The organism is Sphaerospermopsis aphanizomenoides BCCUSP55 (assembly GCF_001586785.1).
Taxonomy (GTDB): domain Bacteria; phylum Cyanobacteriota; class Cyanobacteriia; order Cyanobacteriales; family Nostocaceae; genus Sphaerospermopsis_A; species Sphaerospermopsis_A aphanizomenoides_A.
Window position 1 is genome coordinate 1 of the sequence record NZ_LUFH02000097.1, and the last position, 23880, is coordinate 23880.

The 23880-nt window shown below is 39.7% G+C and carries 17 protein-coding genes and 1 pseudogene; 11 read left to right on the forward strand and 7 right to left on the reverse strand.

Annotated features, from left to right (window positions below; translation table 11 throughout):
- The 5 genes from A0J48_RS21000 to A0J48_RS21020 all read right to left on the reverse strand — a co-directional run.
- A partial coding sequence (locus A0J48_RS21000) for an AAA family ATPase (RefSeq protein WP_234301061.1) occupies window positions 1–229 on the reverse strand: 229 nt, incomplete at its 3' end.
- Between the two features lie 256 nt (window positions 230–485).
- Window positions 486–1232 (reverse strand): class I SAM-dependent methyltransferase, encoded by a 747-nt coding sequence (locus tag A0J48_RS21005; protein ID WP_200326540.1) that lies wholly within the window; start codon window positions 1230–1232, stop codon window positions 486–488.
- Between the two features lie 108 nt (window positions 1233–1340).
- The gene (locus A0J48_RS21010; protein ID WP_200326541.1) at window positions 1341–1997 is read right to left on the reverse strand and encodes a DUF2834 domain-containing protein; all 657 of its coding nucleotides are present in this window, start codon (window positions 1995–1997) and stop codon (window positions 1341–1343) included.
- A gap of 3 nt (window positions 1998–2000) precedes the next feature.
- Complete coding sequence (gene hrcA / locus A0J48_RS21015; protein WP_200326542.1) at window positions 2001–3086, reverse strand: heat-inducible transcriptional repressor HrcA; 1086 nt, start codon at window positions 3084–3086, stop codon at window positions 2001–2003.
- A 426-nt stretch (window positions 3087–3512) separates the two neighbouring features.
- Window positions 3513–3872: a rhodanese-like domain-containing protein gene (locus A0J48_RS21020; RefSeq protein WP_200326543.1), complete on the reverse strand. Its 360-nt coding sequence runs from the start codon at window positions 3870–3872 to the stop codon at window positions 3513–3515.
- Window positions 3873–4053: 181 nt separating this feature from the next.
- On the opposite strand from A0J48_RS21020, the gene A0J48_RS21025 reads away from it, so the two are divergent.
- The 4 genes from A0J48_RS21025 (at window position 4054) to cysE (ending at window position 11266) form a co-directional block, all read left to right on the forward strand.
- The gene (locus tag A0J48_RS21025; RefSeq protein ID WP_200326544.1) at window positions 4054–7905 is read left to right on the forward strand and encodes a hybrid sensor histidine kinase/response regulator; all 3852 of its coding nucleotides are present in this window, start codon (window positions 4054–4056) and stop codon (window positions 7903–7905) included.
- A 48-nt stretch (window positions 7906–7953) separates the two neighbouring features.
- Complete coding sequence (locus tag A0J48_RS21030) at window positions 7954–9630, forward strand: DUF3352 domain-containing protein (RefSeq protein ID WP_200326545.1); 1677 nt, start codon at window positions 7954–7956, stop codon at window positions 9628–9630.
- Between the two features lie 169 nt (window positions 9631–9799).
- Window positions 9800–10288: a hypothetical protein gene (locus A0J48_RS21035; protein ID WP_200326546.1), complete on the forward strand. Its 489-nt coding sequence runs from the start codon at window positions 9800–9802 to the stop codon at window positions 10286–10288.
- Window positions 10289–10495: 207 nt separating this feature from the next.
- Window positions 10496–11266 carry a serine O-acetyltransferase gene (gene cysE, locus A0J48_RS21040; RefSeq protein ID WP_200326547.1) on the forward strand — a complete coding sequence of 257 codons (771 nt, stop codon included), beginning with the start codon at window positions 10496–10498 and terminating at the stop codon, window positions 11264–11266.
- A gap of 379 nt (window positions 11267–11645) precedes the next feature.
- Here cysE and A0J48_RS21045 read toward each other — a convergent pair whose 3' ends face one another.
- Window positions 11646–12227, reverse strand: a complete 582-nt coding sequence (locus tag A0J48_RS21045) for an Npun_F5749 family FMN-dependent PPOX-type flavoprotein (protein ID WP_200326548.1) — start codon at window positions 12225–12227, stop codon at window positions 11646–11648.
- 141 nt (window positions 12228–12368) lie between these two features.
- Complete coding sequence (locus A0J48_RS21050; protein ID WP_200326549.1) at window positions 12369–13217, reverse strand: Rpn family recombination-promoting nuclease/putative transposase; 849 nt, start codon at window positions 13215–13217, stop codon at window positions 12369–12371.
- A 325-nt stretch (window positions 13218–13542) separates the two neighbouring features.
- On the opposite strand from A0J48_RS21050, the gene A0J48_RS21055 reads away from it, so the two are divergent.
- From A0J48_RS21055 to tal, 7 genes and pseudogenes are all read left to right on the forward strand, one after another.
- The gene (locus tag A0J48_RS21055) at window positions 13543–13899 is read left to right on the forward strand and encodes a hypothetical protein (RefSeq protein ID WP_200326550.1); all 357 of its coding nucleotides are present in this window, start codon (window positions 13543–13545) and stop codon (window positions 13897–13899) included.
- A 234-nt stretch (window positions 13900–14133) separates the two neighbouring features.
- Window positions 14134–14301, forward strand: a pseudogene (locus A0J48_RS27785) (ribonucleoside-triphosphate reductase); the annotation flags it as partial.
- Between the two features lie 557 nt (window positions 14302–14858).
- Complete coding sequence (nrdJ, locus tag A0J48_RS27195) at window positions 14859–19241, forward strand: ribonucleoside-triphosphate reductase, adenosylcobalamin-dependent (protein ID WP_234301063.1); 4383 nt, start codon at window positions 14859–14861, stop codon at window positions 19239–19241.
- Between the two features lie 305 nt (window positions 19242–19546).
- A complete protein-coding gene (locus A0J48_RS21085; protein ID WP_200326551.1) occupies window positions 19547–19765 on the forward strand; it encodes a hypothetical protein in 219 nt (72 codons plus the stop codon).
- 687 nt (window positions 19766–20452) lie between these two features.
- Window positions 20453–20752 carry an RNA recognition motif domain-containing protein gene (locus A0J48_RS21090; RefSeq protein ID WP_200326552.1) on the forward strand — a complete coding sequence of 100 codons (300 nt, stop codon included), beginning with the start codon at window positions 20453–20455 and terminating at the stop codon, window positions 20750–20752.
- A 641-nt stretch (window positions 20753–21393) separates the two neighbouring features.
- Window positions 21394–22443, forward strand: coding sequence for a class 1 fructose-bisphosphatase (gene fbp, locus A0J48_RS21095; RefSeq protein ID WP_200326553.1), 1050 nt, complete (start codon window positions 21394–21396; stop codon window positions 22441–22443).
- Window positions 22444–22688: 245 nt separating this feature from the next.
- Complete coding sequence (tal, locus tag A0J48_RS21100) at window positions 22689–23834, forward strand: transaldolase (RefSeq protein WP_200326554.1); 1146 nt, start codon at window positions 22689–22691, stop codon at window positions 23832–23834.
- The last annotated feature ends 46 nt before the right edge of the window (window positions 23835–23880 follow it).

Here is a 23880-nt window from a genome sequence, read left to right on the forward strand (position 1 = left end):
GTTTATGAAAACAGGTTTTATCTAGTCTGAAGTTATCAATATTTATATTTTTATTTTTCTCTATTCCATCAACTATAAAGTCTTTCGCAAACTTCATAGCTTTAATCAAATTAGATTTTCCCGAAGCATTAGCACCATATATAATTGACGATCTTAATAACTTGATTGATTCTTCAGAATCTCCTCCAACTATATGATGACTCTGGTGAGTATCATTTGAAGCAATCATATTAAAATCTACCCTTTTGTTAAAGGATAGAAAATTTTCCACGGTGAATCTAATTAACATATTGCTTGAACTACTATCTAAACAATTGCTTTAATCATAGTTCTAAACCAACTCCGATTTGAAATTATTTTATCAATGTTGCTTGCTGATTATCTATTAACTCTACATTCACTCCTTGCATATATTTCCTATTTCCGCACATAACAACCCATCTGGTGTTTAATACGAGAATTTGACATAGGCACACAATTATTTTTTATCTGTAAAAACACAACAATTGGGTTGTATCTAAATCATCACGATAAACACATTCAAAATCCCTAAAACCGACTTTTTGAGAAATATTTTTTAGCTTTGATTGAGTTTCGGGAAAATCACTAGATGAGATATGATTATCCATCATTTTATACTCTTCAGGAGTTATTAAAGACCAATCTTTTTTCACATTCCCTAAATAACGTTGCACATAGCTATCTCTATCTTCATTTTCTTGACGAACCACATCAATGAGTATGAAAAACCCACCCGGTTTGAGTAGGTTCTGCACATTCTTAATTACATCTTCTTTTTCTTCTACTTGCAAATGGTGGAGCGCAAAAGATGTAAAAACAACATCAAATTTCTGTTGTTCATCTTGCGCTAACTCTTTAGTTAATTGCCAACAATCTCCTGTAATAAAATTTCCCTGGCACCCATTAACAACACTATTTTTATTTGCATTTTCTAGTGCAGGAACGGATACATCTATACCTGTGTATTCGGCAATTTGAGTATTTAATAGAGCTTGAGTAGTGAAACTCGCATCTCCACACCCCAATTCAAGCATAGTAAACGGTTTTTGCCAGTGTTTGACCAATAATTCATGGAGTACATGATATATTTCCCGATGTCCCATGTAATTGTTTTTTAACACTTTTTGGTAAAGTTGCCATTGCTGGCTAAAAAACTCTTTTGCTAAAAAATTTCCATCTTGAATCATTTCCACTTTTATCTGCTCTGTCATTGCTCTAAATTCCCTATATTTCTAATTTTAGAGTGCAAATATTTTATCCCATTTAGGTTGTCAATAGTTGGAAGTTTACAGGTTAGAATTTTACTATTTCCTGATTTCTCAACCCATTTGGTAATCTGGTTGTTGTTCCTTCACCGGTGGCCTTACACACAAATAAATCAACGCACCAAAAAAGGGAATCATCGCAAATAACCAAAATAATTGATTATCCTTCCAACCCCGTCGCGTCATATCATCTCCTAATAAAGTAGAAAATAATAGACTCAACATCCAAAAATCTAAACTCATGACATGAATAAATCTGCTAGTTTGCCATTGTTGGACAAAGTTTCCCCAATCTCCTTGGAAACTATAAGCAACTAAAACCACAGCACCTAAAGTTAATAAAATTCCTGTAATGCGCGAATCAAATATTTGGAGAAATAGATTTTTTTTACCTACAAATTCTGGATTTGGTTCTCTTAAAGCTAAATAGGGTAAAAGTGCAAAAGCTCCAACAGCAAAAGCAGCAGTAGCAAACGGCCAAGCGCGGATTTTTTGTCCTCTACCATCAAAAAATAATACCGCACTGTAAACTAAAGGCCAAATACCCATGATATTAAATAAGGAAATTATCACAGGATTAATTCCTTGCCAATTACCTGTAGAAAGATTTTTAATTAACTCAAAAGTACCTGGATCATCGGGAGGAGCAAGTAAAAAGGCATAGGAAATAAATCCTAGCCATAACAAACCAAAAGAAATTTTTCTCAACATAAATTAGGCAGTTTGACTAAAAGCTTCCGATAGATAATCTGCTGCTGCGGCCACAACAGCGATCGCATTTTCATAGTCTAACCGAGTCGGTCCTAAAACACCTATACTTCCCACAGCTACAGAACCCCGACGATAGCTAGAAGAAATCAAAGAACAGGTTCTAATCGGCTCTAATGGGTTTTCTGCACCTATACGCACCGTCACTTTGGGTTTACCTGCTTCCTCAACTTCCATGCCTTCACATATTAACCGCCATAATTGCTCTTGTTCTTCTTCCAATAAGTGCATAATCGTTTGTACCTGCTGCACTTGGGAAAATTCCGGTTGACGTAACACCTCTCCCACACCCCGCACCATAATTTGTGTCGCTGAGGGAGTAAATGCACGACGGAGTAATTCTGTCAAGGAACTTTTCAAGAATTCTCCATAACGTTGAAACTCTTGATCTAACTGATTCCAGTCCAGCTTGACTAATTCCAACAGAGTACAACCGCGCAGATGACTATTTAAAAAATTAGAAACTATTTGTAATTCCCGATCAATCGCTTCTGGATCTGGTTTCGTTTCTGATGATGCTGTAAATAAATCCATCACCTTGGAATGTGTCTCATAACCATCTGTCACCACAATCAGCATAATTTTTCCAGCTTCGACTTGCAAAAGTTGTAAATGTCTTAACTGTGCTGTGTTTGCTTGTGGCATGGTAATTAAGGTAATGCAGCCACTTAATGTTGCTAAAATTTGCGCCGCACCTTGTAGTAAAGCTTCTAAGCTCCACTCATCCCAATGTAGGCGTTGTTGAAATGCTGATTCAACTTCTTTAGCTAAAGCTTCAGATGGTTTGATCAATTTGTCAACATATATACGATAACCAGAATCAGAAGGTACTCTTCCCGCTGAAGTGTGTGGTTGGTAAAGTAAACCTGATTTTTCCAAAACACCCATGACATTGCGGATAGTTGCGGAACTAACACCAAGGTCAAATTCTTCAATTAGAGCTTTGGAACCAACAGGCTCTGCTGTAGCAATATAATGGCGGACAGTTGCCCAAAGTATATGCTGTTGTCGATTAGTCAGCTGGACTTGCATAGGAGGATATTTTACTGAAGGCAAATTTTAAACAAAGGTTGCAAAAATTTTGTGGCAGAAACCGCAAAAAAGGTTAATTATTAATTAATGCAAAATGGCAAATTATCTATTTATACTATATCAGTTGAGTGCAAAGCTTCCCTTATAGCTTAATTTGTGCGTATAAATTCATACATTGTCATTCACTGCACAAAAGAAGATAAATTCCCATTCATTTAAATCATATTATTTCATCACATTACTGGTGTAAGCTGTACTTTTAACTACAAAAAGTTAATTTGCTTTCAGTCAAATTATTGACCCTTTGAAAGAAGGTAGGGCGCAGGAAAGCAGCTGAGTAAAGAGTACCGAGTGCTGAGTAAGAATTTGCTTCCCCTGCCGCCCCTGCCTCTTCTTCCTCCACACCCTACACCCCACACCCTATTCCTAATACTGAGGAATTGTTGGATCAACAAATGTGGAGTAGGCAGCAATACCGCCTGTAATATTTTTTACGTCCGTGAATCCTTGAGCAACCAACCACTGACACATCTGATCAGAACGAACACCGTGATGACACAATACTAATGTTTCCGCGTTGGTATCAAAACGCTGGAAAATTTCCCCATGCCATTGCTCATATTCACTCAAAGGAAGGTTAACAAAACCTTCAATTTTGGCGATCGCTACTTCTTGTGGTTCGCGCACGTCTATCAACTGCAAACCAGCATCACTGGCAGCCAGATGCTGTGCTAGTTCTTCTACGCTGATTTGGGTGAAAGGTTGACCAAAAGATTTACCTGTCATGTAGTTTTTCTAAGAAGATGTTGTCAGAAAGCTCACAAGGCTTAAGCTGAAATTTGAAAACATCAACGCTTGGTGAGCAAATAACTAAAGCATATCCTAAAGAGTTGAAGGTAATTAACTAGCTAAATATTTGCTAACTATTTCTCACTATTTATCTTTAATGCTATACTTTACCCGTAGGATGACTCATACACATTCAGAATTTTCCAAGGGCGGTAAAGGCAGATGGCAGGTTCTGTCATCCCAATTGTTAAATTATGCAGTTGCGTTATTATCAGTTGCCTTAGCACTAGGGATAAACTTTTTGTTTCGTCCCTATCTCGATTCAACACCGACTCCACTGTTTTTCACCGCAGTCATGGTGAGTGCCTGGTATGGAGGCTTAGGAGCAGGGCTGTTGGCAACTGCTTTGTCTGCGCTGGCAATTCACTACTTCTTGCTTGAACCATTTTACTCGCTCCATGTTCCCAATTTAGAAACACTGTTGCAATTGGGCGTTTTCGTCATCGCAGCCATCCTCATCAATTCGCTGCATGAAGCACAACGAATGGCGCAGCAAAAAGCCGAAGCAAGCTTAAAGTCCTTGCAGGAAAGCGAAGCTAAGTTGAGGTGTTTAGCAGAATCTAGCATTATGGGGATAGTAGTAGCCGAGTTGAGCGGCCCCATTCTGGAAGCCAATGATGTTTTTCTGGAAATGCTTGGCTACACCCAGGAGGAATTGCATTCAGGTCGAATGCGTTGGCGCGAATTGACCACACCAGAATCTCTCGCAGTGAGTGAGCAAGCAGTACAAGAACTGCTCACAACAGGAGTTTGTCAGCCTTTTGAGAAAGAGTACATCCGTAAAGACGGTTCTCGTGTTCCCGTTTTGCATGGCGCTGTGATGATGGGAAAAGAAACTGTGATTGGCTTTGTGCTGGATATCACAAACCGCAAACAGGCAGAGGAGTCTTTACGCCAGAGTGAGGAACGGTTGCGGGTGGCGCTGAAAAATTCACCGATTACTGTTTTTAACCAGGATCATGAGTTGCGCTACACCTGGGTATATAATCCTGCGCTGGAATATAACGAGAGTCAAGTGATTGGTAATCTAGATGCTGATTTGCTCTCTAGTGAGGATGCTGCGGTACTGACTCAGATTAAGCGCCGTGTTTTGAAAACCGGAGTAGGAGAGCAACAAGAAGTCAAGCTGACGATACAGGGGCAAGACTTTTACTACGATTTGACGGTTGAACCATTACCCAATGCTGATGGCGAGATTGTGGGAGTCACTTGTGCTTCTATTAATATCACCAAACTCAAACAGACAGAGTTAGCACTGCGCCAAAGTGAAGAACGCCTGAGACTGGCAATAGAAGGCGCTCAACTGGGAACTTGGGATGTAGATTTGCTCACAGGCAAAGCCATCTGGTCAGAACAGCATTTTAAGATGTTAGGATATGAACCGGTTGCGACTGGGGAAGCCTCTGAACAGATGTGGATCAGCTGCATTCATCCCGATGATGTGGAACAGGTGAGCCAGGAATGGCAGAAATCAAGGCAGGAAGACAGGTTTTATCGCACAGAATACCGAGTGATTAGGGCAGATAATGGGGAAATTTCCTGGTTAGCAGCTTTGGGAAGTTTTACTTACGATGAGAATGGTCAAGCAATTCGCTCCATTGGGGTTTTATTAGATATCAGTGATAGAAAAAAAGCTGAAATAGCTCTTACCCTGAGTGAATCTCGCTTCCGGTTGATAGCAGAAACCATTCAAGATGTGTTTTGGATGACTGACTTTCGCATCCCAAAAATTCTCTATGTAAGTCCTGCATATCAGCAAATCTGGGGGCGATCGCCCCAAGCAATCTACCAAAACCACACAGCTTGGGCAAAAACAATTCATCCAGATGATCGAGAAAGGGTACTAGCGGCAGCCGCAATTTGCCAAAAAAACAACACCGTTGAGCATGAATATCGGATTATTCGTCCCGATGGAACTGTGCGGTGGATTCGCGATCGCGGTTTTGCTGTACATGATCAAGTAGGAGAAATTCAGCAGGTGATAGGCATTGCTCAAGATATCACAGCTGATAAATTAGCCAGCGAAGCTTTACGCCGCAGTGAAGAACGCTTCCGTATCAGTCAAGAAATCTCACTGGATGCCTTTACTATTTTAGATAGTGTGCGTGACCAAACTGGTGCAATTGTTGATTTTATCTGGAATTACGTGAATCCTAAAGCCGCAGAAATTCTGCAACGTCCTGTTGAGGAACTCGTAGGCCAACGCCTACTAAAAGTGCTGCCTGGTAATAAAATCAACAGCAAACTGTTTGAACGTTATGTGCGTGTTGTAGAAACTGGAGAACCCCATGATCTTGAACTGTCCTACAATGCCGACGGCATTACCGGATGGTTTCGTAATATGGCAGTGAAGCTAGATGATGGTGTTGCTATTTCCTTTACTGACATTACTGGGCGTAAACAAATAGAAACCGCTTTGCGCGAAAGTGAAGAACGTCTGCGTTTAGCTTTAACAGCAGCTAATCAGGGACTTTACGACTTGAATGTGCAAACAGGAGATACGGTAGTAAGTCCAGAGTATGCCCGAATGCTGGGCTATGATCCTGACGAATTTGATGAAACTAATGCCAAGTGGCGCAAGCGATTACATCCTGATGATGTAGGCTTAGTTTCTCAGACTTATAAAGATTACATTGCCGGAAAACTAGATACTTATCGAGTTGAGTTCAGACTGCGAACAAAATCCGGAGATTGGAAATGGATTCTTTCGATTGGTAATATTGTCTCCTGGGATAGTGACGGTAAACCTTTGCGGATGTTAGGCACACATACTGACATCACCAGCCGTAAACACTCAGAAGCAGAACGAGAAAGACTATTGCAACGGGAACAGGCAGCACGGGAACAAGCGGAAACTGCTAACCGCATTAAAGATGAATTTTTGGCTGTATTGTCCCATGAATTGCGATCGCCTCTGAATCCAATTCTCGGCTGGTCAAAACTGCTTCAGAGCGGCAAATTAGATCAAAAGACTAGTGATATTGCCCTAGAAACCATTGAACGCAATGCCAAGCTACAAACCCAACTCATTGATGATCTGCTTGATGTCTCCCGCATTTTACGCGGCAAATTGGTTTTGAATACTTGCCCTGTCAATATGGTGGCTGTTGTTGAATCTGCTCTGGAAACAGTGCATTTGGCAGCAGAGACAAAACACATCCACATCCAAACTATTATCAACCTTGATCACAGTCAAGTATTTGGAGATGCTGCACGACTACACCAAATTATCTGGAATTTGCTTTCTAATGCCGTTAAATTTACCCCCAATGCAGGAAAAGTAGAAATTCGTTTCGACCAAATTGGCAGTTATCTACAGATTCAGGTGCAGGATACTGGTAAAGGCATCAATCCAGATTTTTTACCTTATGTCTTTGAATATTTCCGCCAGGAAGATGGCACAACCACCCGCAAATTCGGTGGACTAGGGTTAGGTTTAGCGATCGTTCGTCATTTAACTGAACTGCATGGAGGCACTATCCAGGCACATAGCCCAGGAGAAGGTCAAGGAGCAACTTTTACACTTCAACTTCCATTAATGCCGAGATACTCTCCCATTAATCAAAATAGCGAACAACCGCAGCAGCTTCTCAATTTGCAGGGCATCAAAGTTTTAGTCGTTGATGATGATAAAGATGCCCGTGAATTTGTTGCTTTTCTCTTGGAGCAGGAAATGGCAACAGTCATGATTGCCACCTCTGCAAATGAAGCTATAAAAGTGTTAACCCGATTCAAGCCCAACATCTTACTGAGTGATATTGGTATGCCAGATATGGATGGCTATATGTTGATACAGAAAATGCGAGCTTTACCGCCAGAACAGGGTGGACTAATTCCCGCGATCGCTCTCACGGCTTATGCTGGAGAATACAACCAACAGCAGGCTCTCAAAGTCGGCTTCCAGAAGCATATTTCCAAACCTGTCGAACCAGAAACTTTAGTCAAAGTCATTTCTGAACTCATTTGTTGATTTGTAATACTATTTCATGGTGGCAGAAAAGCAGGAAAATTAGTTTAAGTGAACACTCAACGCTCATTTTTTGGTTTCCTAGTAGCTGGTGTCATTGCCTTGCTACTAATTGTTATTGGTGGTTTTTACTGGTTTTTCGGCAAAAGTCCAGTCAAATTCAGCACCCCAACTTCTCAACCAGGTGCTGCTATTTTTGTGTCGAAGTTGTCACCTGTCATGGTGTCATTGCTGATAAATCCTGACCAATTACCTGTAAGAGAACGACAAGGGCAAATTTCTCAGTTCAAAAATAGCTTATTAAAAAAAAGTAATATAAATTACCAAGACGATATTCAACCTTGGCTAAATAATGAAGTTACACTAGCTGTTACCAGCCAAGATATCGACCGTGACCCAGAGAACGGACTACAACCAGGGTATTTAATGGCACTAGCTACCGTTGAACCCGAAAAAAGCCGCGAATTTGTGGAAGTGTTGTTTTCTAAGCGATCGCTGGCTGGAGCGAATCTAAGTGTAGAAGAATACAAAGGGGTAAAGTTACTTTATGATAACCAAGAAGTAACTTCACCAGAAAAAATCCAAAATCCAAAATCCAAAATCCAAAATTCCCTAGCTGGTGCGGTTGTTGATAACTTTGTTTTGTTTGCTAATGATATTAAGGTACTACGAGAAGCAATTAATAATGTTCAAGCACCAGATTTGAATTTAAGCACTGCTTCAGATTATCAGCAAGCTATTAAAGAATTACCCAAAGATTCTGTAGCTGTAGGTTTTTTAAATCTGCCAATGGTAGCACAATGGCAAGGTCTAGAACTGCGAGAATCAACCTATAACAGCCAAATTATTTCTTTAGGATTAAATTCCCAAGGATTTTTAGCAGAAAGTACGTTTTTCTCTCCCTCAGAACTTACTCCTGTATCTGCTCCTCTTTCTCAACCTGTAGGTGCATTGAAGTATATTCCAGAATCGTCAGGTTTGGCTATTGCTGGAGTAAATTTAAATAATTTGCATGATAGTGATTTAGCAAAACTTTGGCAACAAGGAACAGCTACTATTTATGGTTCTCAAGAAGAGGCTATTTTTCGCTGGTTAAAACCTCTGGTAGATGAACAAAAACGCTGGGATTTAAACTTAACTGAGGATATTTTTAGTTGGGTAATAGGAGAATATGCAATTGCACTTTTACCCAATCCAGCAAATACAAACCTAGACTGGGTGTTTGTAGTCGAAAAAACACCAGAGTTAGCATCAGGAATAGCAAAATTAGATGAGATTGCCAAAAACAAAGGTTTTAATGTTAGTTCCCTCACCCTCAACCAGCAAAAAGTCTCCGCGTGGACAGAGTTAACCGCTACTACTCAAAATCAAGCAGCAGTTAACGTCGAAGCAAAAATCCGGGGAGCGCATACAACCATTGATAATTATGAAATTTTTGCCTCTGATTTGGGAACTTTAGAGAAAATCCTCACCCATCAGGAAAAGTCTATACTTGATCATCCCAACTTCCAGGATAGTATCGCTATCTTCCCACAATCTAACCAAGGCTATATCTATATAGATTGGAAAAAGAGCCAAGAAATTCTCGAACGTCAGCTACCAGTTCTTAAATTTGTAGAAGTGTTAGCTAAACCACTGTTTGACAATTTGCGATCGCTTACTGTCAGCAATTATAGTAGTGAACTAAAAACCCTCAAAGGAGGAGTATTTTTCCAACTTGATCCCTAAATTCTCTTTGCGAAGTTAAATCCCTGACTTCTGAAATTTGTCGGGGATATCAGCATCGTTAATTTTATATTTGTTTCACATCTAGGTGTGAAATTACCACTAGCAACAAGAACTTTTTTAACTTAAAATTAGTATCTACAGTTACAAAAAACCATGTAGGAGGGCTAACATGAGAGGTAGTCGCTTTTGGCTTCAATTGCGGGGTAGTTGGCTGTTAGCGTCTATGCTCGCTATCATCGCTACACCTGTATTAGCCCAGAAAGCCAACTTTGGCACTCTGAAACTGTCACCAGGGTTTGAACAATCACAAGGAACAGCATCTGGTTACACAGGAGGTTCTTTCTCTCTATCTGCAATGAGTAACCGAGACAAGAATAAAAACGTGTGTATTGGTTTTGGCGATCCCAATCCTGATCACATCCTCGTCCTGGAAAAAAACTTTGATAACTTGAAAATACTAATTAACAGTGGTGGTAAAGATACCACCGTATTTATTAAAGGTCCAGATAACACAACAATTCGCTGCGGTGATGACACTGGTAAAAGCAAAGACGCGAGTGTGAGCGATAAAAACTGGAAAAAAGGCATTTATCAACTTTGGGTGGGTACATTTAACCCCGCAGACAAATATAACTACACTTTAAAAGTAGAGCAATAGAAGGTGACAGGTGACAGGTGACAGGTGAGAGTAAGAAGAAAATAGGTAAAAGGCTGAAAGTATATATTCTCACTTTGCCCCTCTGCTCCCCTACACCCTACACCCTACACCCTACACCCTCATACCCTTTTCTTGCCCAATACTCAATGACCAAGTAGCGATAAAATGGGAAAGTAGCTCGCTATGCTTTCCAAGGGTACTATCTCGATGCTATCTACACTGCGTGCCGACTTTCGCATCATTTTTGAACGTGATCCAGCCGCTCGGAATTGGCTGGAAGTCCTGTTTTGCTATCCAGGTTTACAAGCCTTAATCTTCCATAGACTGTCTCACTGGCTGCGTAGTATTGGTATTCCCTTCATCCCCCGATTTATTTCTCACCTAGCTCGGTTTTTAACAGGTGTGGAAATTCACCCAGGGGCTGTGATTGGTAAGGGAGTATTTATTGATCATGGTATGGGCGTTGTGATTGGTGAAACAGCTATTGTGGGAGACTATGCACTTATTTATCAAGGTGTCACCCTAGGTGGTACTGGTAAAGAAAGTGGCAAACGTCACCCCACATTAGGCGAAAACGTCGTTGTTGGTGCTGGTGCAAAAGTTTTAGGAAATCTGCAAATTGGTAATAACGTCCGCATTGGTGCAGGTTCAGTTGTCTTAAGAGATGTTCCTTCTAACTGCACAGTTGTAGGTATACCTGGTCGCATCATCTACCGTTCTGGAGTCAGGGTTGCACCTCTAGAACACAACAACTTACCAGACTCAGAAGCAGAAGTAATTCGTGCCTTAGTTAACCGCATTGAAGCATTGGAAGAACAAATTCAAACACTTCAAGATACGCGTGCCAATGAAAAAACTCCTGTTTTCGTCAGTTTAGGTTCTGTAAATCTTGATGCTGAAGAATTGCCAAGAAATGCACCAGTTTGTAATATCAGAGATAAAGCCATACAGGAATTTTTAGATGGTGCAGGAATTTAGAAGATGAAAGTGAGTTGCAACCTGCCCATTAGTAAATTTAGACATTTACTTAATTAAAAAATAAGCCAATTTTTAATACAGAACCATTGCCGGAAAGTTATATGCAAAAAAGAAGAATATTAATTATTCTTTTGTTTTTTATCTCTGGTTCTGTATTTTATTGGGTAAGCATTCAGCCGTCAGCCGTCAGCCGTCAGCAAGAAAGAAGAAAACTATCAATAATAGGCTGTAAATTACTCTCATGAACACTGGTGTAATTTGACAAAACTGGAGCATCCTTGTTATTAACTCAGTCTCACTAGAGGCAAAAGCTGATTACTGATTACTGATAGCTGAATACTTAAAATTATATCAACATTAAAAATCAATATGATGTTTTTTAAGGATTAACTTCTTCAGAATACCATTCTTGATTTTCATTCAGTTGATAAATAGTTCTATTTTGTGGTTCACCCCGCAATTCTAAATGGTCTACTTCTGTAGGTTCAAGTAATAATAAACAAAAATTTTCTAATGGTTGCATAGAATCTGGTGCTAGTGGTGTAAATGCTTCTGGTGTTCGTACTCTCATTTCACCAGGATCAGGCCAAGCAAATTGTAACCGTGCAGCATCACTCAATTCTTGCCACATTTTAATTCTCGCTGCTTGTAAATGTGGATGAGAATTAAAAGTAATTAAAATCAAATTTCCACTAATACGAAATTGTTCTCTAGAGTTGGGAAAATACCAACAAATTTCTGCTGCTGGTTGTAAAGGTATTTGTTCAGCTTTTGCACTGCGAATATCGGTAATAAATTTTAGTTGGTTGGTATCTTCCAGAAAACCACGAAATACTACAGTGCGGTTTGCAGGTAAACCATTTTTTCGCACAGTTGCAAGTTGGACATAGCAGGAATAAACAAGACTGCGGTTTTTGTGTAGTGCGCGAGTTATTAAACTTCTCCAAGGTGCTAGGGACATTATTATTACTGTGCTGTTTTTGTAATTAGATTTTTATCTGTTGATTTTATAATTATAATTTAAAATACACTATTTTTGAAATCCCCGACTTCTATAAATATTGAGTTATCTGGAAAAGTCAGGGATCTGAATAGTAATAAATTAATCCTGCATTTGAATTAACCAACTTTGTAAATCTTGTAAATTGGTGAAGTCTAATAACGCTTCCCCAAGATTTTCTAAATTAGTTAAAGATAAACCAGAAATAGTATTTTTATTTTCTTCTGGTAACTCTCCCAAACGTCTGGTTAACTGTCGCATAACTAAATTTAAAGCACTCTCTTTGAGTCCTTCTTGTCTTCCTTCTTGTTTAATTTCTTGATAAGCGCGACTTCTTTCTAATGAAATTCCTAACATGACTTGAACCTCCCGCAAAGTCAAATTTTCAAACCTGTACATCATGATTGTTGTAATCATTTCTAAAATCATCTCATTTGATGATGATTCTTGATTACTTCTGGTTAATAAATTCCTAGCTGCTGCTGGTGCTTCACTTTCTTTTAATGTCGTCAGTACCATTAATCCTACCCATACGGGTAATTCTGGAATATCTCCTAACTCATCTAAATATATTCTATGCACTTGATCGCCATAAAGCAAAGAACGATGAGGAGAAATATCACTTTGTTCTATGTTCCGAGATGGATATATTATAACCGCTTGCCAGTCACTAAATCTATCACGGTTACGGTAGAAATATAAGTGAGATTCGGCAAATAATCGCTCATACAGTTGTTCATCCTTTTGAAATTGAACTTCACTAAAATAAACAGTGCCTTTGGGTTCACTTTCTGGAGGTAAAAACACGCCATCAATTTCAAATTTCGGTTCTTTCACGGCTACAGAATCAAATTTATATAATTCTGCATTTTGGGGTGGGTTTTCCAATAATTGAAATAAGACAAATGGATATTGTTGGAAGAGTTTATAAAAGATAGAGTCTCTACGCATTAATGAAATTCCCGATTTATTTGGTTAATGAAGGCAAGAGGCCATTTTTATTGCCATTAAATACAAAACTGTTACATATTATACAAATTATTTAAGATTACTCTCATACCACCAAATGCAGGAGAGTTAATACCTATACTCACCTATGGAGGTGTGTCCGTAGCAGTGATTATTGCAATGGCTTGGTTTGTGAAGGTACTGCTTGCATCTATGTCGGAATTACTGCAAGCAATACCCAAACATAAGAAATAATTTTGAGTAAGGAAGGGTTTAGCAGTGCTAAACCCCTACCTCTAGGTATCAAAAATTTTTCAACAGCAGAGTTATGACAATCAAAATAAAATTAATGGCTGATTATGGATGCTACCCATTATGGTGGGCTAGTTCTGATAAAGCTGGAGATATTGATCCAGAAACTATGCCATTAAGTGAAGAAACTATCAGCCGTTTGGAAAAATGGGCAGATATTTATGATGCACGGTTAAATTGGCAAGACCCTGGTAATTCACCAGATTTGAGTCCAGAAGAAGAAGCTGCTTTTGAACAAGAAGGAATTAGTTTGTGGAAACAACTGCAAAAAGAACTTGCACCTAATTATGAAGTTGTATATTTCAGTGAGCAATTACGTAAAGTTGTAACAGATATCAATGAATTAGAATCTTTACTTACTATCAATGCTTAATAGATAGTCAAAGAAAAAAGTAAACAAACAACTGTATTACACATGTCAGCTATTTCGGAAAAATTTTGAGAATTTACAACCCTGGCGCACAGTCAGAGTTTTATACTGAAACTAAATATAGTTATAATTTACACAAGAGTAAATACAGCGCAAAGTGGTAAATTTATCAATCTTCCATCCTATAACTACTTGGCGTTATAGTCTTAATCTGTTAGTCAGCAACAAAACCTTATTATGGTTCAAGAACTTGAACGCAAACGTCAGGGTGCATCTTTCCCCGAATCTGCTCCAGCAGCCAATCCTGTATTTTTTAGAACCTACAGCCGCCGTACAGAGGCAGGTTTAAGAGAGTCCTGGGACGAGGTGTGCGATCGCGCTTTACGCGGTTTAGTCGAATTAGGGATTGTTATCCTCGCTAGTGATACTGAGCATCAGGAATTAAAGCGGGATTATAGTGCTTTACAACAGGAACACTATGAGATAAAGGATAATTATAGTCAGCTAGAACAGAAATATTCTGAACTAAAGGAGGATTATCAAGAGCTAAAGGATCAGAGTGATGAAAAAGACAGACGCATTCAATGGCTTGAGGATGAAATTGAAAACTATGAATCGGAAACTGATCCTTTTTCAGACGATGGTGGTGCGAGGTGCAACCGTCGTAGATACGACGATTAATAACTTCATATCAGCACGATACAGCCTAAAAAAATCCCCCAGCTTTCTTGCTAGGGAAAGAATTAAACCAAAGAAAAGTATGACATAGATGTAGGCTATTTCGGAAAAACTTTCAGGATATAAAACCTTGGCGCACAGTCAGGGTTTTATACTGAAATTAAAATATGGTCACAATTTACACAAAAGTAGATATAGCGCAAAGTGGTAAATTTAGCAATCTTCCATCCTCTAACTACTTGGCGTTATAGTCTTAATTTGTTAGTCAGCAACAAGACCTTATTATGGTTCAAGAACTGGAACGTAAACGCCAGAGTGCATCTTTCCCCGAATCTGCTCCAGCAGCCAATCCTGTATTTTTTAGAACCTACAGCCGCCGTACAGAGGCAGGTTTAAGAGAGTCCTGGGACGAGGTGTGCGATCGCACTCTTAAAGGCTTAGTCGAATTAGGCAAACTCACCGCCGAAGAGGCTGCCCTTTTAGACAAAATGCAGCGAAACATGAAATCCCTACCCAGTGGGCGCTGGATGTGGGTTGGGGGTACAGATTGGTTAACCAAACCCAAAAACTTCTCCGGCGCTTATAACTGCACCTCTACTAACTTGGTAGACTGGAAAGCCTTCGGTTTAATGATGGACTTAGCCATGATGGGCTGTGGTACTGGTGCTATCATTGAACCACAGTATATTAATCAACTGCCATCTATCCGTAATCGCCTAAATATCACCATCATAGGTGAAATTGGCAGCACTCCTAAAGAACAGCGTCGTGAATTTACACAAACAGATATAGAAGCTAACACCGCTACTATCCACGTTGGAGACAGTCGGGAAGGTTGGGTAAAATCCTATCAAACCCTTTTAGAACTCTCCACCGATGAACGCTTTACAGGTGACGTTGAAGTAATTGTTGATATTAGCGACGTGCGCCAATCTGGGGAAACCCTCAAAGGCTTTGGCGGTATGGCTAATCCTGTAAAATTACCCGGATTGTATCAGCGTTGTGCCTCTATTCTCAACAAAGCTTTAGGTAGACAATTAAATTCAGTTGAATGCTGTTTGTTAATTGATGAAGCTGCTGTAACTATTGTTGCCGGAAATATCCGTAGAAGCGCGGGGATGCGTCAGTTCATTGCAGAAGATGAAAAAGGCGCAACTGCAAAAGATAACCTATGGCAACAAGACGCAGAAGGCAACTGGCGCATAGATCCAGAGCGCGATTCTCTGAGAATGGCCAACCATAGCCGAGTATTTCACCATAAACCAACACTAGAAGAATCTATTGCAGCCGTTCAAAAGCAATACTATAGCGGTGAAGGGGCAATTCAATGGGCTGGTGAAGCAGTTGCTAGAGCTAACATTGATTTACTAACTACACCAGAACTGAAAACAGACTTTTTGCAAGCTTACGAACAAGGAAAAGCTAAAGCATGGATACAAGAACGTCACCCAGAAATTGATGCTCAAGAATTAGAACATCGTTTGGGTAGATATGGTTTAAATCCTTGTCATGCAGGTGATACCTTAGTATCTACAAATCAGGGATTAGTACCTATTAAAGATTTAGTTGGTAAACCATTTCAAGCTTTAGTTGACTTGCGTTCTGTAGGATTAGATGGAGTCAAATTAACTGATGCGATCGCCTTTCCCACAGGAGTACAAACAACTTATCTCATTACCCTAGCAAATGGCCAGCAAATGAGATGTACTGCTGACCATCAACACTTTACTAATCACGGATGGGTAGCAACAAAAGACTTAACATCTGAGCATCATATCTATATCCAAAAAGGTGCAGGATCTTTTGGAGAAGGTACAATCACAGTTGAACAAGCGCAAATGCTGGGGTGGTGGTATGGAGACGGTTATAATGTCATCATCAAACCACAAAAACATGGTAGAAAAGAATCTCACTTTGCTAAAGGCTTTGTTTTCAATCCACAAGAATATGATTATGCTTACCCAGTAGTTGGTGGAGCAATCAAATCTATTACTGGCGTAGAATATGTCAGAAAACTCCACAAAGGAGTATATGAGTTTAGAACTCAATCACCTTTATTAGAGGAGTTTTTTGGAAACTTAGAAATTGAAAATAAAGACATACTCCCAGTTAAATTTTTTACCCAATCTCAAGACGTATTAATTGGATTTGTCCAAGGAATTTTTAGTGCTGATGGTACTGTTGAAAAAAGCTGTCGTCGCATTAAATTGGTTAACAAGTCAAAAGCCCTATTGCAACAAATTCAATTAATTCTTTTGCAATTAGGAATTTTAAGCACAGTGCGTTTTGCAAGAAAACCAGGTTACAGAGGAGTTGTTTACACAACTGCTGATGGTACTGAAAAAATTAGTGCTGATAATGGCTCTTATGCTCTTTGTATCCATTCTTTCAGCTACAAAATTTTTCATCAATTAATCGGTTTTCCCTTATCACCAGCTAAAGAACAAAGATTAGCGGAATGGGATGCTAAACCCTTACCAAATTACACAGCAAAAACTATTAACTCCTGCTTTACTGCTCAGGTTAATACTGTTGAAGAGTTTGGAGAAGAACCTGTTTATGATCTTCATGTTCCTCTGACTCATTCCTTCATTGCAAATGGTTGTATTACTCACAATTGTGGAGAAATCATAGGTGCTGATTTTCACTGCGTAAGTGGTGATACCTTACTCATCACCAAAGATGGAATGCACAAAATTGAAGATATTGTCGATTCTGAAGTTGAAATTTGGAACGGTAAAAACTGGAGTCAAGTTCAACCATTTAAAACTGGTAGTTCTCGCGTTCTCTATCGCGTGCGCTTTGGAGATGGTTCTTATCTAGATGCAACTGAGTATCATCGCTTCTTTGTCAAAGATAGATTTGGCAAAAATTACAAAGAAGTACAAACAAAAGACTTGATGGATACCAGTCATTATGCTATCCATACAGAACCCTTTACTATTCACTACGAAGATGGATTAAATGTTGATCTCAACTATGCCTACACTTTAGGAGTAGCTGTAGGAGATGGAACAACCGATCAAAAAGATAATGCCAAAGTTAGGTTGTATGAAAAGAAAGCTGCTTTAAATCTCTCAGGAAATAAATCTCCTATCAGAGATTACGATTACTTACCAACTTTTACAGATGTTACAGATTTAGGTTTTTCTGGAGAATTCTTAAAAAGCCTAAAAACAAATCCAGAAACACTAAATGTTATAGCTGGTTGGAATCGTCAAGCAATTCTGCACTTTATCGCTGGTTTAGCAGATACAGACGGCTCAAATACACAAAGCAACGGCATCAGAATATATATCTCTGACTATGATCGAGCATACCGAGTTCAGTTACTACTAACTAAATGCGGTATTCGTTCATCTGTCAATCTGTGCGCTCATCAAGGGGCAGTCACTAACTATGGAATCAGAAGTAGAGATTTATACTACTTGCAAATAACTGACTGTGGCGAAATTCCTTGTCAGCGTTTGGACGTGAGCAAAGGCAAAAATGCCAAATATCAAGGTAAATGGCAAGTTGTAAAAAGTGTTGAACAATTACCAGGATTACATGATACTTACTGCTTTAATGAGCCGGAATATCATAAAGGTGTTTTTGGTAATACCTTAACCGGAAACTGTAACTTGTCTGAGGTACACTTAAACCAACTCGATCCCGATAACTACAAAGAACAAGAAGAAGCATTTACCGCTGGTGCTTTGTCAGTGGCCGCATTGTTAAATCATCATTTTCTTGAACCCCGCTATCAATACAGTCGGGAACTTGATCCTATTGTCGGCGTTTCCCTGACTGGTTTATTTGATTTCTTCGTTCATGCTTTTGGTGTGGAGTGGTTACGCTGGTGGGAGGAAGGAAGACCAGAAACCCCAGACGGATTGATATTTAAACGCGGTGAGCAAAAATATCTCAGCTTCTGGAAAGATGTAGTCCATAAAGTAGTGTGGGAATATTGCGATCGCCATAATATCAAACGCCCCAACCGTTGTACTACAGTTCAACCAGCTGGTACAAAATCTTTGTTAACAGGTGCTAGTTCCGGTTGGCATCCCCCCAAAGCGCAAAGATTCATTCGTCGCATCACCTTCCGTAAAAATGACCCCGTAGCCTTAGCTTGTATAGATTATGGCTATAATGTCATACCTTCTCAATCTGACAAAGACGAAAATGGTAACTTGTTAAATGACCCGTTTGATCCCCGTTGTACAGAATGGCTGGTAGAAATACCCGTTGCTGTATCTTGGGCAGACTTACCCGGTGCGGATGTTATTGACGTATCAAAGTTTTCCGTACTGGCGCAGTTAGATTTTGTTATGCAGGTGCAGAAATACTACACCACCCATAACACCTCAGCGACTTTAGAGTTACGTTCTGAAGAAGTTGAACCTTTGGGTATACGCATTTATGAAGCGGTTAAAAATGATGAAGGTTACATTTCCGCAGCTTTATTAGCGCGGTTTGATGACATTCAAACGTTCCCCCGTTTACCTTTTGAACCCATAGATAAAGCCACTTATGAGCGTTTATCTGCTGAGGTGAAAGCAAGACGGAAAACAGATGATTTCTGTGGGGCTTTAAGTCGTTACGATTTAGGTGAAATGTCAGAAGCAGGACCTAGCGGTTGTGACTCTGATAAGTGTATGTTCCCTGAACAGCAACCAACTTCATAGATGATAGGGAATAGGGAATAGGGAATAGGGAATAGGGAATAGGGAATAGGGAATAGGGAATAGGGAATAGGGAATAGGGAATAGGGAATAGGGAATAGGGAATAGGGAATAGGGAATAGGGAATAGGGAAGAAAATTTTAGATTGAAGTTGCTCAAAACAATCCAAAATCCTTTCATCCAAAATCCAAAATCAAGAACACCCTACACCCTACACCCTTTTTTTACTCAATACCCCGGAAATGACTTTCTACGTTAAGATTAATGAAGAATTAATAATTTTTAAGAGTGATACTTTGGAGAGTCTAATGTTTATTACTGAATTGTCGCCCCTATTGAAAGAACTTGCCCAGAATCCCATTTCTTTTATGGGTGGGTTTGTCTCTGGTGTCCTCCGACTGAACTTAGCCGATGATCCTGTTAAAACTTGGCTAGACAAAAATGTCACTTCAGGCTGTTTTCCTAAAACTGGTTCTGACGCACAAAATGGTAAAGCTTCTGGAGTTCAACAAATTTCTATTGATTAACCTTTTCTGAGAGGATGTTTTAAAAGTCTTTGGTGATGTATCAAAAATCGTTATATCCCCTCTAGCCCTCCTGAAAAAGGGGGGAACTGAAATTACAGTCCCCCCTTAAAAAGGGGGATTTAGGCGGATCTCCAATACTTAAGGAGGCAGGAGGTAATCCCCATAAATAAAATTGAGGGGATTTAATATGGACGTAGTATTTATGGCGCTGCGCGTCTCTAAATACATATTTTTTGGTTTTTAATCAATAAATTTAGGGGCTTGAAACCCTTTTGGCAGAGGGAAGAATTATTTTCTACAACCTCTTGCCTCTTGCCTCTTGCCTCTTGCCTTTTTTCGGGAAATCTCATGAACCGAACAGTATTGAAACGTTAACGGTTAAGAAACTTAAAAGCCAAGTGATATTTATTTTGTTTAATTATATAAACAGTCAAATTAGATAACATCATATTATTATTCTTTGTAATATCTCATACTTTGGAAAATGTCACCATCAGTTATCATAACAACAGATGCGTGTGTTCAGTCTGATGGCTGATTAATTTGTGGATATGCTAACCATTTTGGTTATTGTGCTGCAACTTTTGCCATCTGTGAATTAGAGGAGACTATGCAATGCTTACAATTTGCTTAGTTCTATTTTCTACCTTAACCAAGCGCATTTTGTTGCAAATTACGTGATCGATAATGACTATTTACGTTGGAAATCTCTCTTACCGTGCGACCGAAGCAGACTTAAAAGCCGTGTTTGCTGATTATGGCGAGGTAAAAAGAGTTGTTTTACCTACTGACCGCGAAACCGGAAGGATGCGGGGATTTGCTTTTGTGGAAATGATAGAAGATGCCCAAGAAGATGCTGCAATTACAGAATTAGATGGTGCAGAGTGGATGGGTCGTCAACTGAGAGTTAACAAAGCAAAGCCACGAGAAGATAACGGACGCGAAGATAGTCGCCGGGGGGGTTGGAATAGAAAACAAGATTATTAATAATGCAGGTTTCTAACTATAGCAGATTATTTTCTATTTATGCAAAATTAATTTGCTAAAATTTACCGAACAAATGGGTTTGAGGTTCCCCGTCCCTTCGGCTTGTTGGTTTTTTTGTAGAAACAGGCACGGCATTGTCTGTTGGGCGAAATAGTGTAAGACGGGCTTAGTCCGCAACTGTTGTTTGAAGCCAGAATCTCTGTCTTTGTAGGGCGGGGAGTATGTCAATAGAAACTAGAGAACTATACCCGATTAGTTGTAAACGGTGATTAAGTTTCCAGACTAATCGGGGCTTTTTATATTATCAATCTTGGTTGTAATGCGATCGCCTAAGCCATAAGTTATAGCAGGTGACAGGTGATAGGTGACAGAGTTCAAAGGCTTTTAGTGTCTACGTTTTATCGAAGGTAGGAGTTAGGACTCTTGCCTTTTGCTATATAAAAAATACTGGTATATGAAAATCCTCTACTTCTTTGAGAAGTGGGGGCTGTTGATCTGAAAAAGCAGCCTAAAATTTCAATTCTTTAGTTTATCTAAAAACAATCTTTAGTTATCAAAATACCTTTCTAAGATAGAGGCAGCGACCAAAAATCGCCATTGAGAAAACAGACCCAAAAGCAAAACGCTAGGGAGTAACAAAAATGGCTCAAGCTACAGAACCGTTAAATTTGTCTATCGACAACGCTACAGATAAAGCCCTAGATCGTGATTGTACAACCTTATCGCGTCACGTACTCCAGCAACTGCAAAGTTTTTCCGCAGACGCACAGGATTTGAGTGCGCTGATGAATCGCATCGCTTTGGCGGGTAAACTGATAGCGCGTCGCCTCAGCAATGCTGGTTTAATGGAAGGGGTGCTGGGATTTACTGGGGAAGTCAACGTCCAAGGAGAATCTGTCAAAAAATTGGATGTCTACGCCAATGATGTATTTATTGCAGTATTTAAGCAAAGCGGCTTGGTTTGTCGTTTAGCTTCCGAAGAGATGGAAAACCCCTACTACATCCCGGAAAACTGCCCCATTGGTCGTTATACCTTACTCTATGACCCAATTGATGGTTCATCTAACACAGATACTAATCTCAGCTTGGGTTCAATTTTCTCCATCCGTCAACAGGAAGGAGATGATACCGATGGTAAAGCCACAGATTTGCTTACCAATGGACAAAAGCAACTAGCTGCTGGCTATATACTATATGGGCCAAGTACAATGCTTGTGTATACAATAGGTAAGGGTGTTCATTCCTTTACCCTTGATCCAAGTTTAGGAGAGTTTATTCTCACAGAAGAAAATATCAAGATTCCTGACCACGGTTCAGTTTACAGCGTCAATGAGGGGAACTTCTGGCAGTGGGATGAATCCATTCGAGAATATATTCGCTATGTTCATCGCACCGAAGGTTATTCTGCTCGTTATAGTGGCGCGATGGTGAGTGATATACATAGAATTTTAGTTCAAGGTGGTGTATTTCTCTATCCAGGAACTGTGCAAAAACCAGAAGGTAAGTTGCGTCTACTTTATGAATCTGCACCTTTAGCATTTGTGATTGAACAAGCAGGGGGTTGTGCGACTACAGGATTAGTGGATATTTTGGATGTAGTTCCCAAAAAACTACATGAACGTACTCCTCTAATTATTGGTAGTAAACAAGATGTAACGATGGTGGAGTCTTTTATTCAAAAAGGTCATTAGAGGCAGTTTAAAAAAGCGTCTAGCTGATGCCAGTAATACAGCTGACAATAGGTAATTTGAGATTGGAATGCAGGACTAGCAATGTTTGTATGTGAGGTTATAGAAGGTGACAGGAAACAGGTGACTCTTGACAGTGCTAAAAGCCTTTTGGGGTCTAAAGTTTAGCATTGTTTCTTGTCCTCACCGCACCTGAAAAATTTCTCAACTTCACCAAAAACACTGTTAATAGGAGTTAAAAAATAGCTATGGCAACCAATCATTTATTAGAGATTAAACAATATGGTCAAAGTATCTGGATGGATAATTTGAGCCGTGACATTATTCAATCAGGGGAACTCGAAAACTTGGTCAAAAATCAAGGAATCTCTGGTATTACCTCCAATCCTGCCATCTTTGAAAAAGCAATTACTGGTAATGCCATTTATGATGCTGATATTGAAGCGGGAATTCGTGAAGGTTTACCGACATACAAAATCTATGAATCCCTAGTGTTTGCAGATATCCGCAATGCTTGTGAAATTTTACGTCCTGTTTATGAAGCCACGAATGGTCTAGATGGTTATGTGAGTATAGAAGTACCACCAACTATAGCTCATGATACCCAAGCCACCATCGCTGAAGCTCGTCGCTATTTCCAAGAAATTGGGCGAGAAAATGTGATGATTAAAATTCCTGGGACTCAGGCGGGTTTACCAGCCGTAGAACAAGCCATCTCCGAAGGAATTAACATCAACGTGACACTGTTGTTTGCAGTCCAAAGTTACATTCATGCAGCTTGGGCGTATATTCGTGGTTTGGAAAAGAGAGTAAAAGAAGGTCAGGAAATCAGCAAAATTGCTTCTGTAGCCAGCTTTTTCCTCAGTCGAATTGATAGCAACATCGACGCTAAGATAGATGCGAAATTGCAGCGGGGTGTTAATGACATCAGCCATGAAGCAGTGCTGCGAGCGGTAAGAGGAAAAATTGCGATCGCCAATGCCAAAATTGCCTACCAAGAATACAAGAAAATCACCAGCACTGATGCTTGGCAAACCCTAGCAGCGCAAGACGCAAAAGTCCAACGGTTACTGTGGGCCAGCACCAGTACCAAAGACCCCAGTTACAACGATGTCATGTATGTCAATGAACTGATTGGCAAAGATACTGTTAATACCCTACCACCAGCCACAATTCAGGCTTGTGCGGATCACTGTAATGTGAGCGATCGCCTAGAAATAGGCACTTTAGAAGCTTACAACCTGATAGAAAGCTTGAAAGAACCGGACATCAACATTGATATCAATACCGTAATGGACGAATTACTCGCTGAAGGTATTGAGAAATTTGTCCAGCCCTTCCAGTCACTCATGAACTCTTTAGAAGGGAAAGTCAAGCTATTGTCACCAGTATAGGGAATAGGGAAGAAAGCAGGGGGAGCAGGGGGAGCAGGGGAAGCAG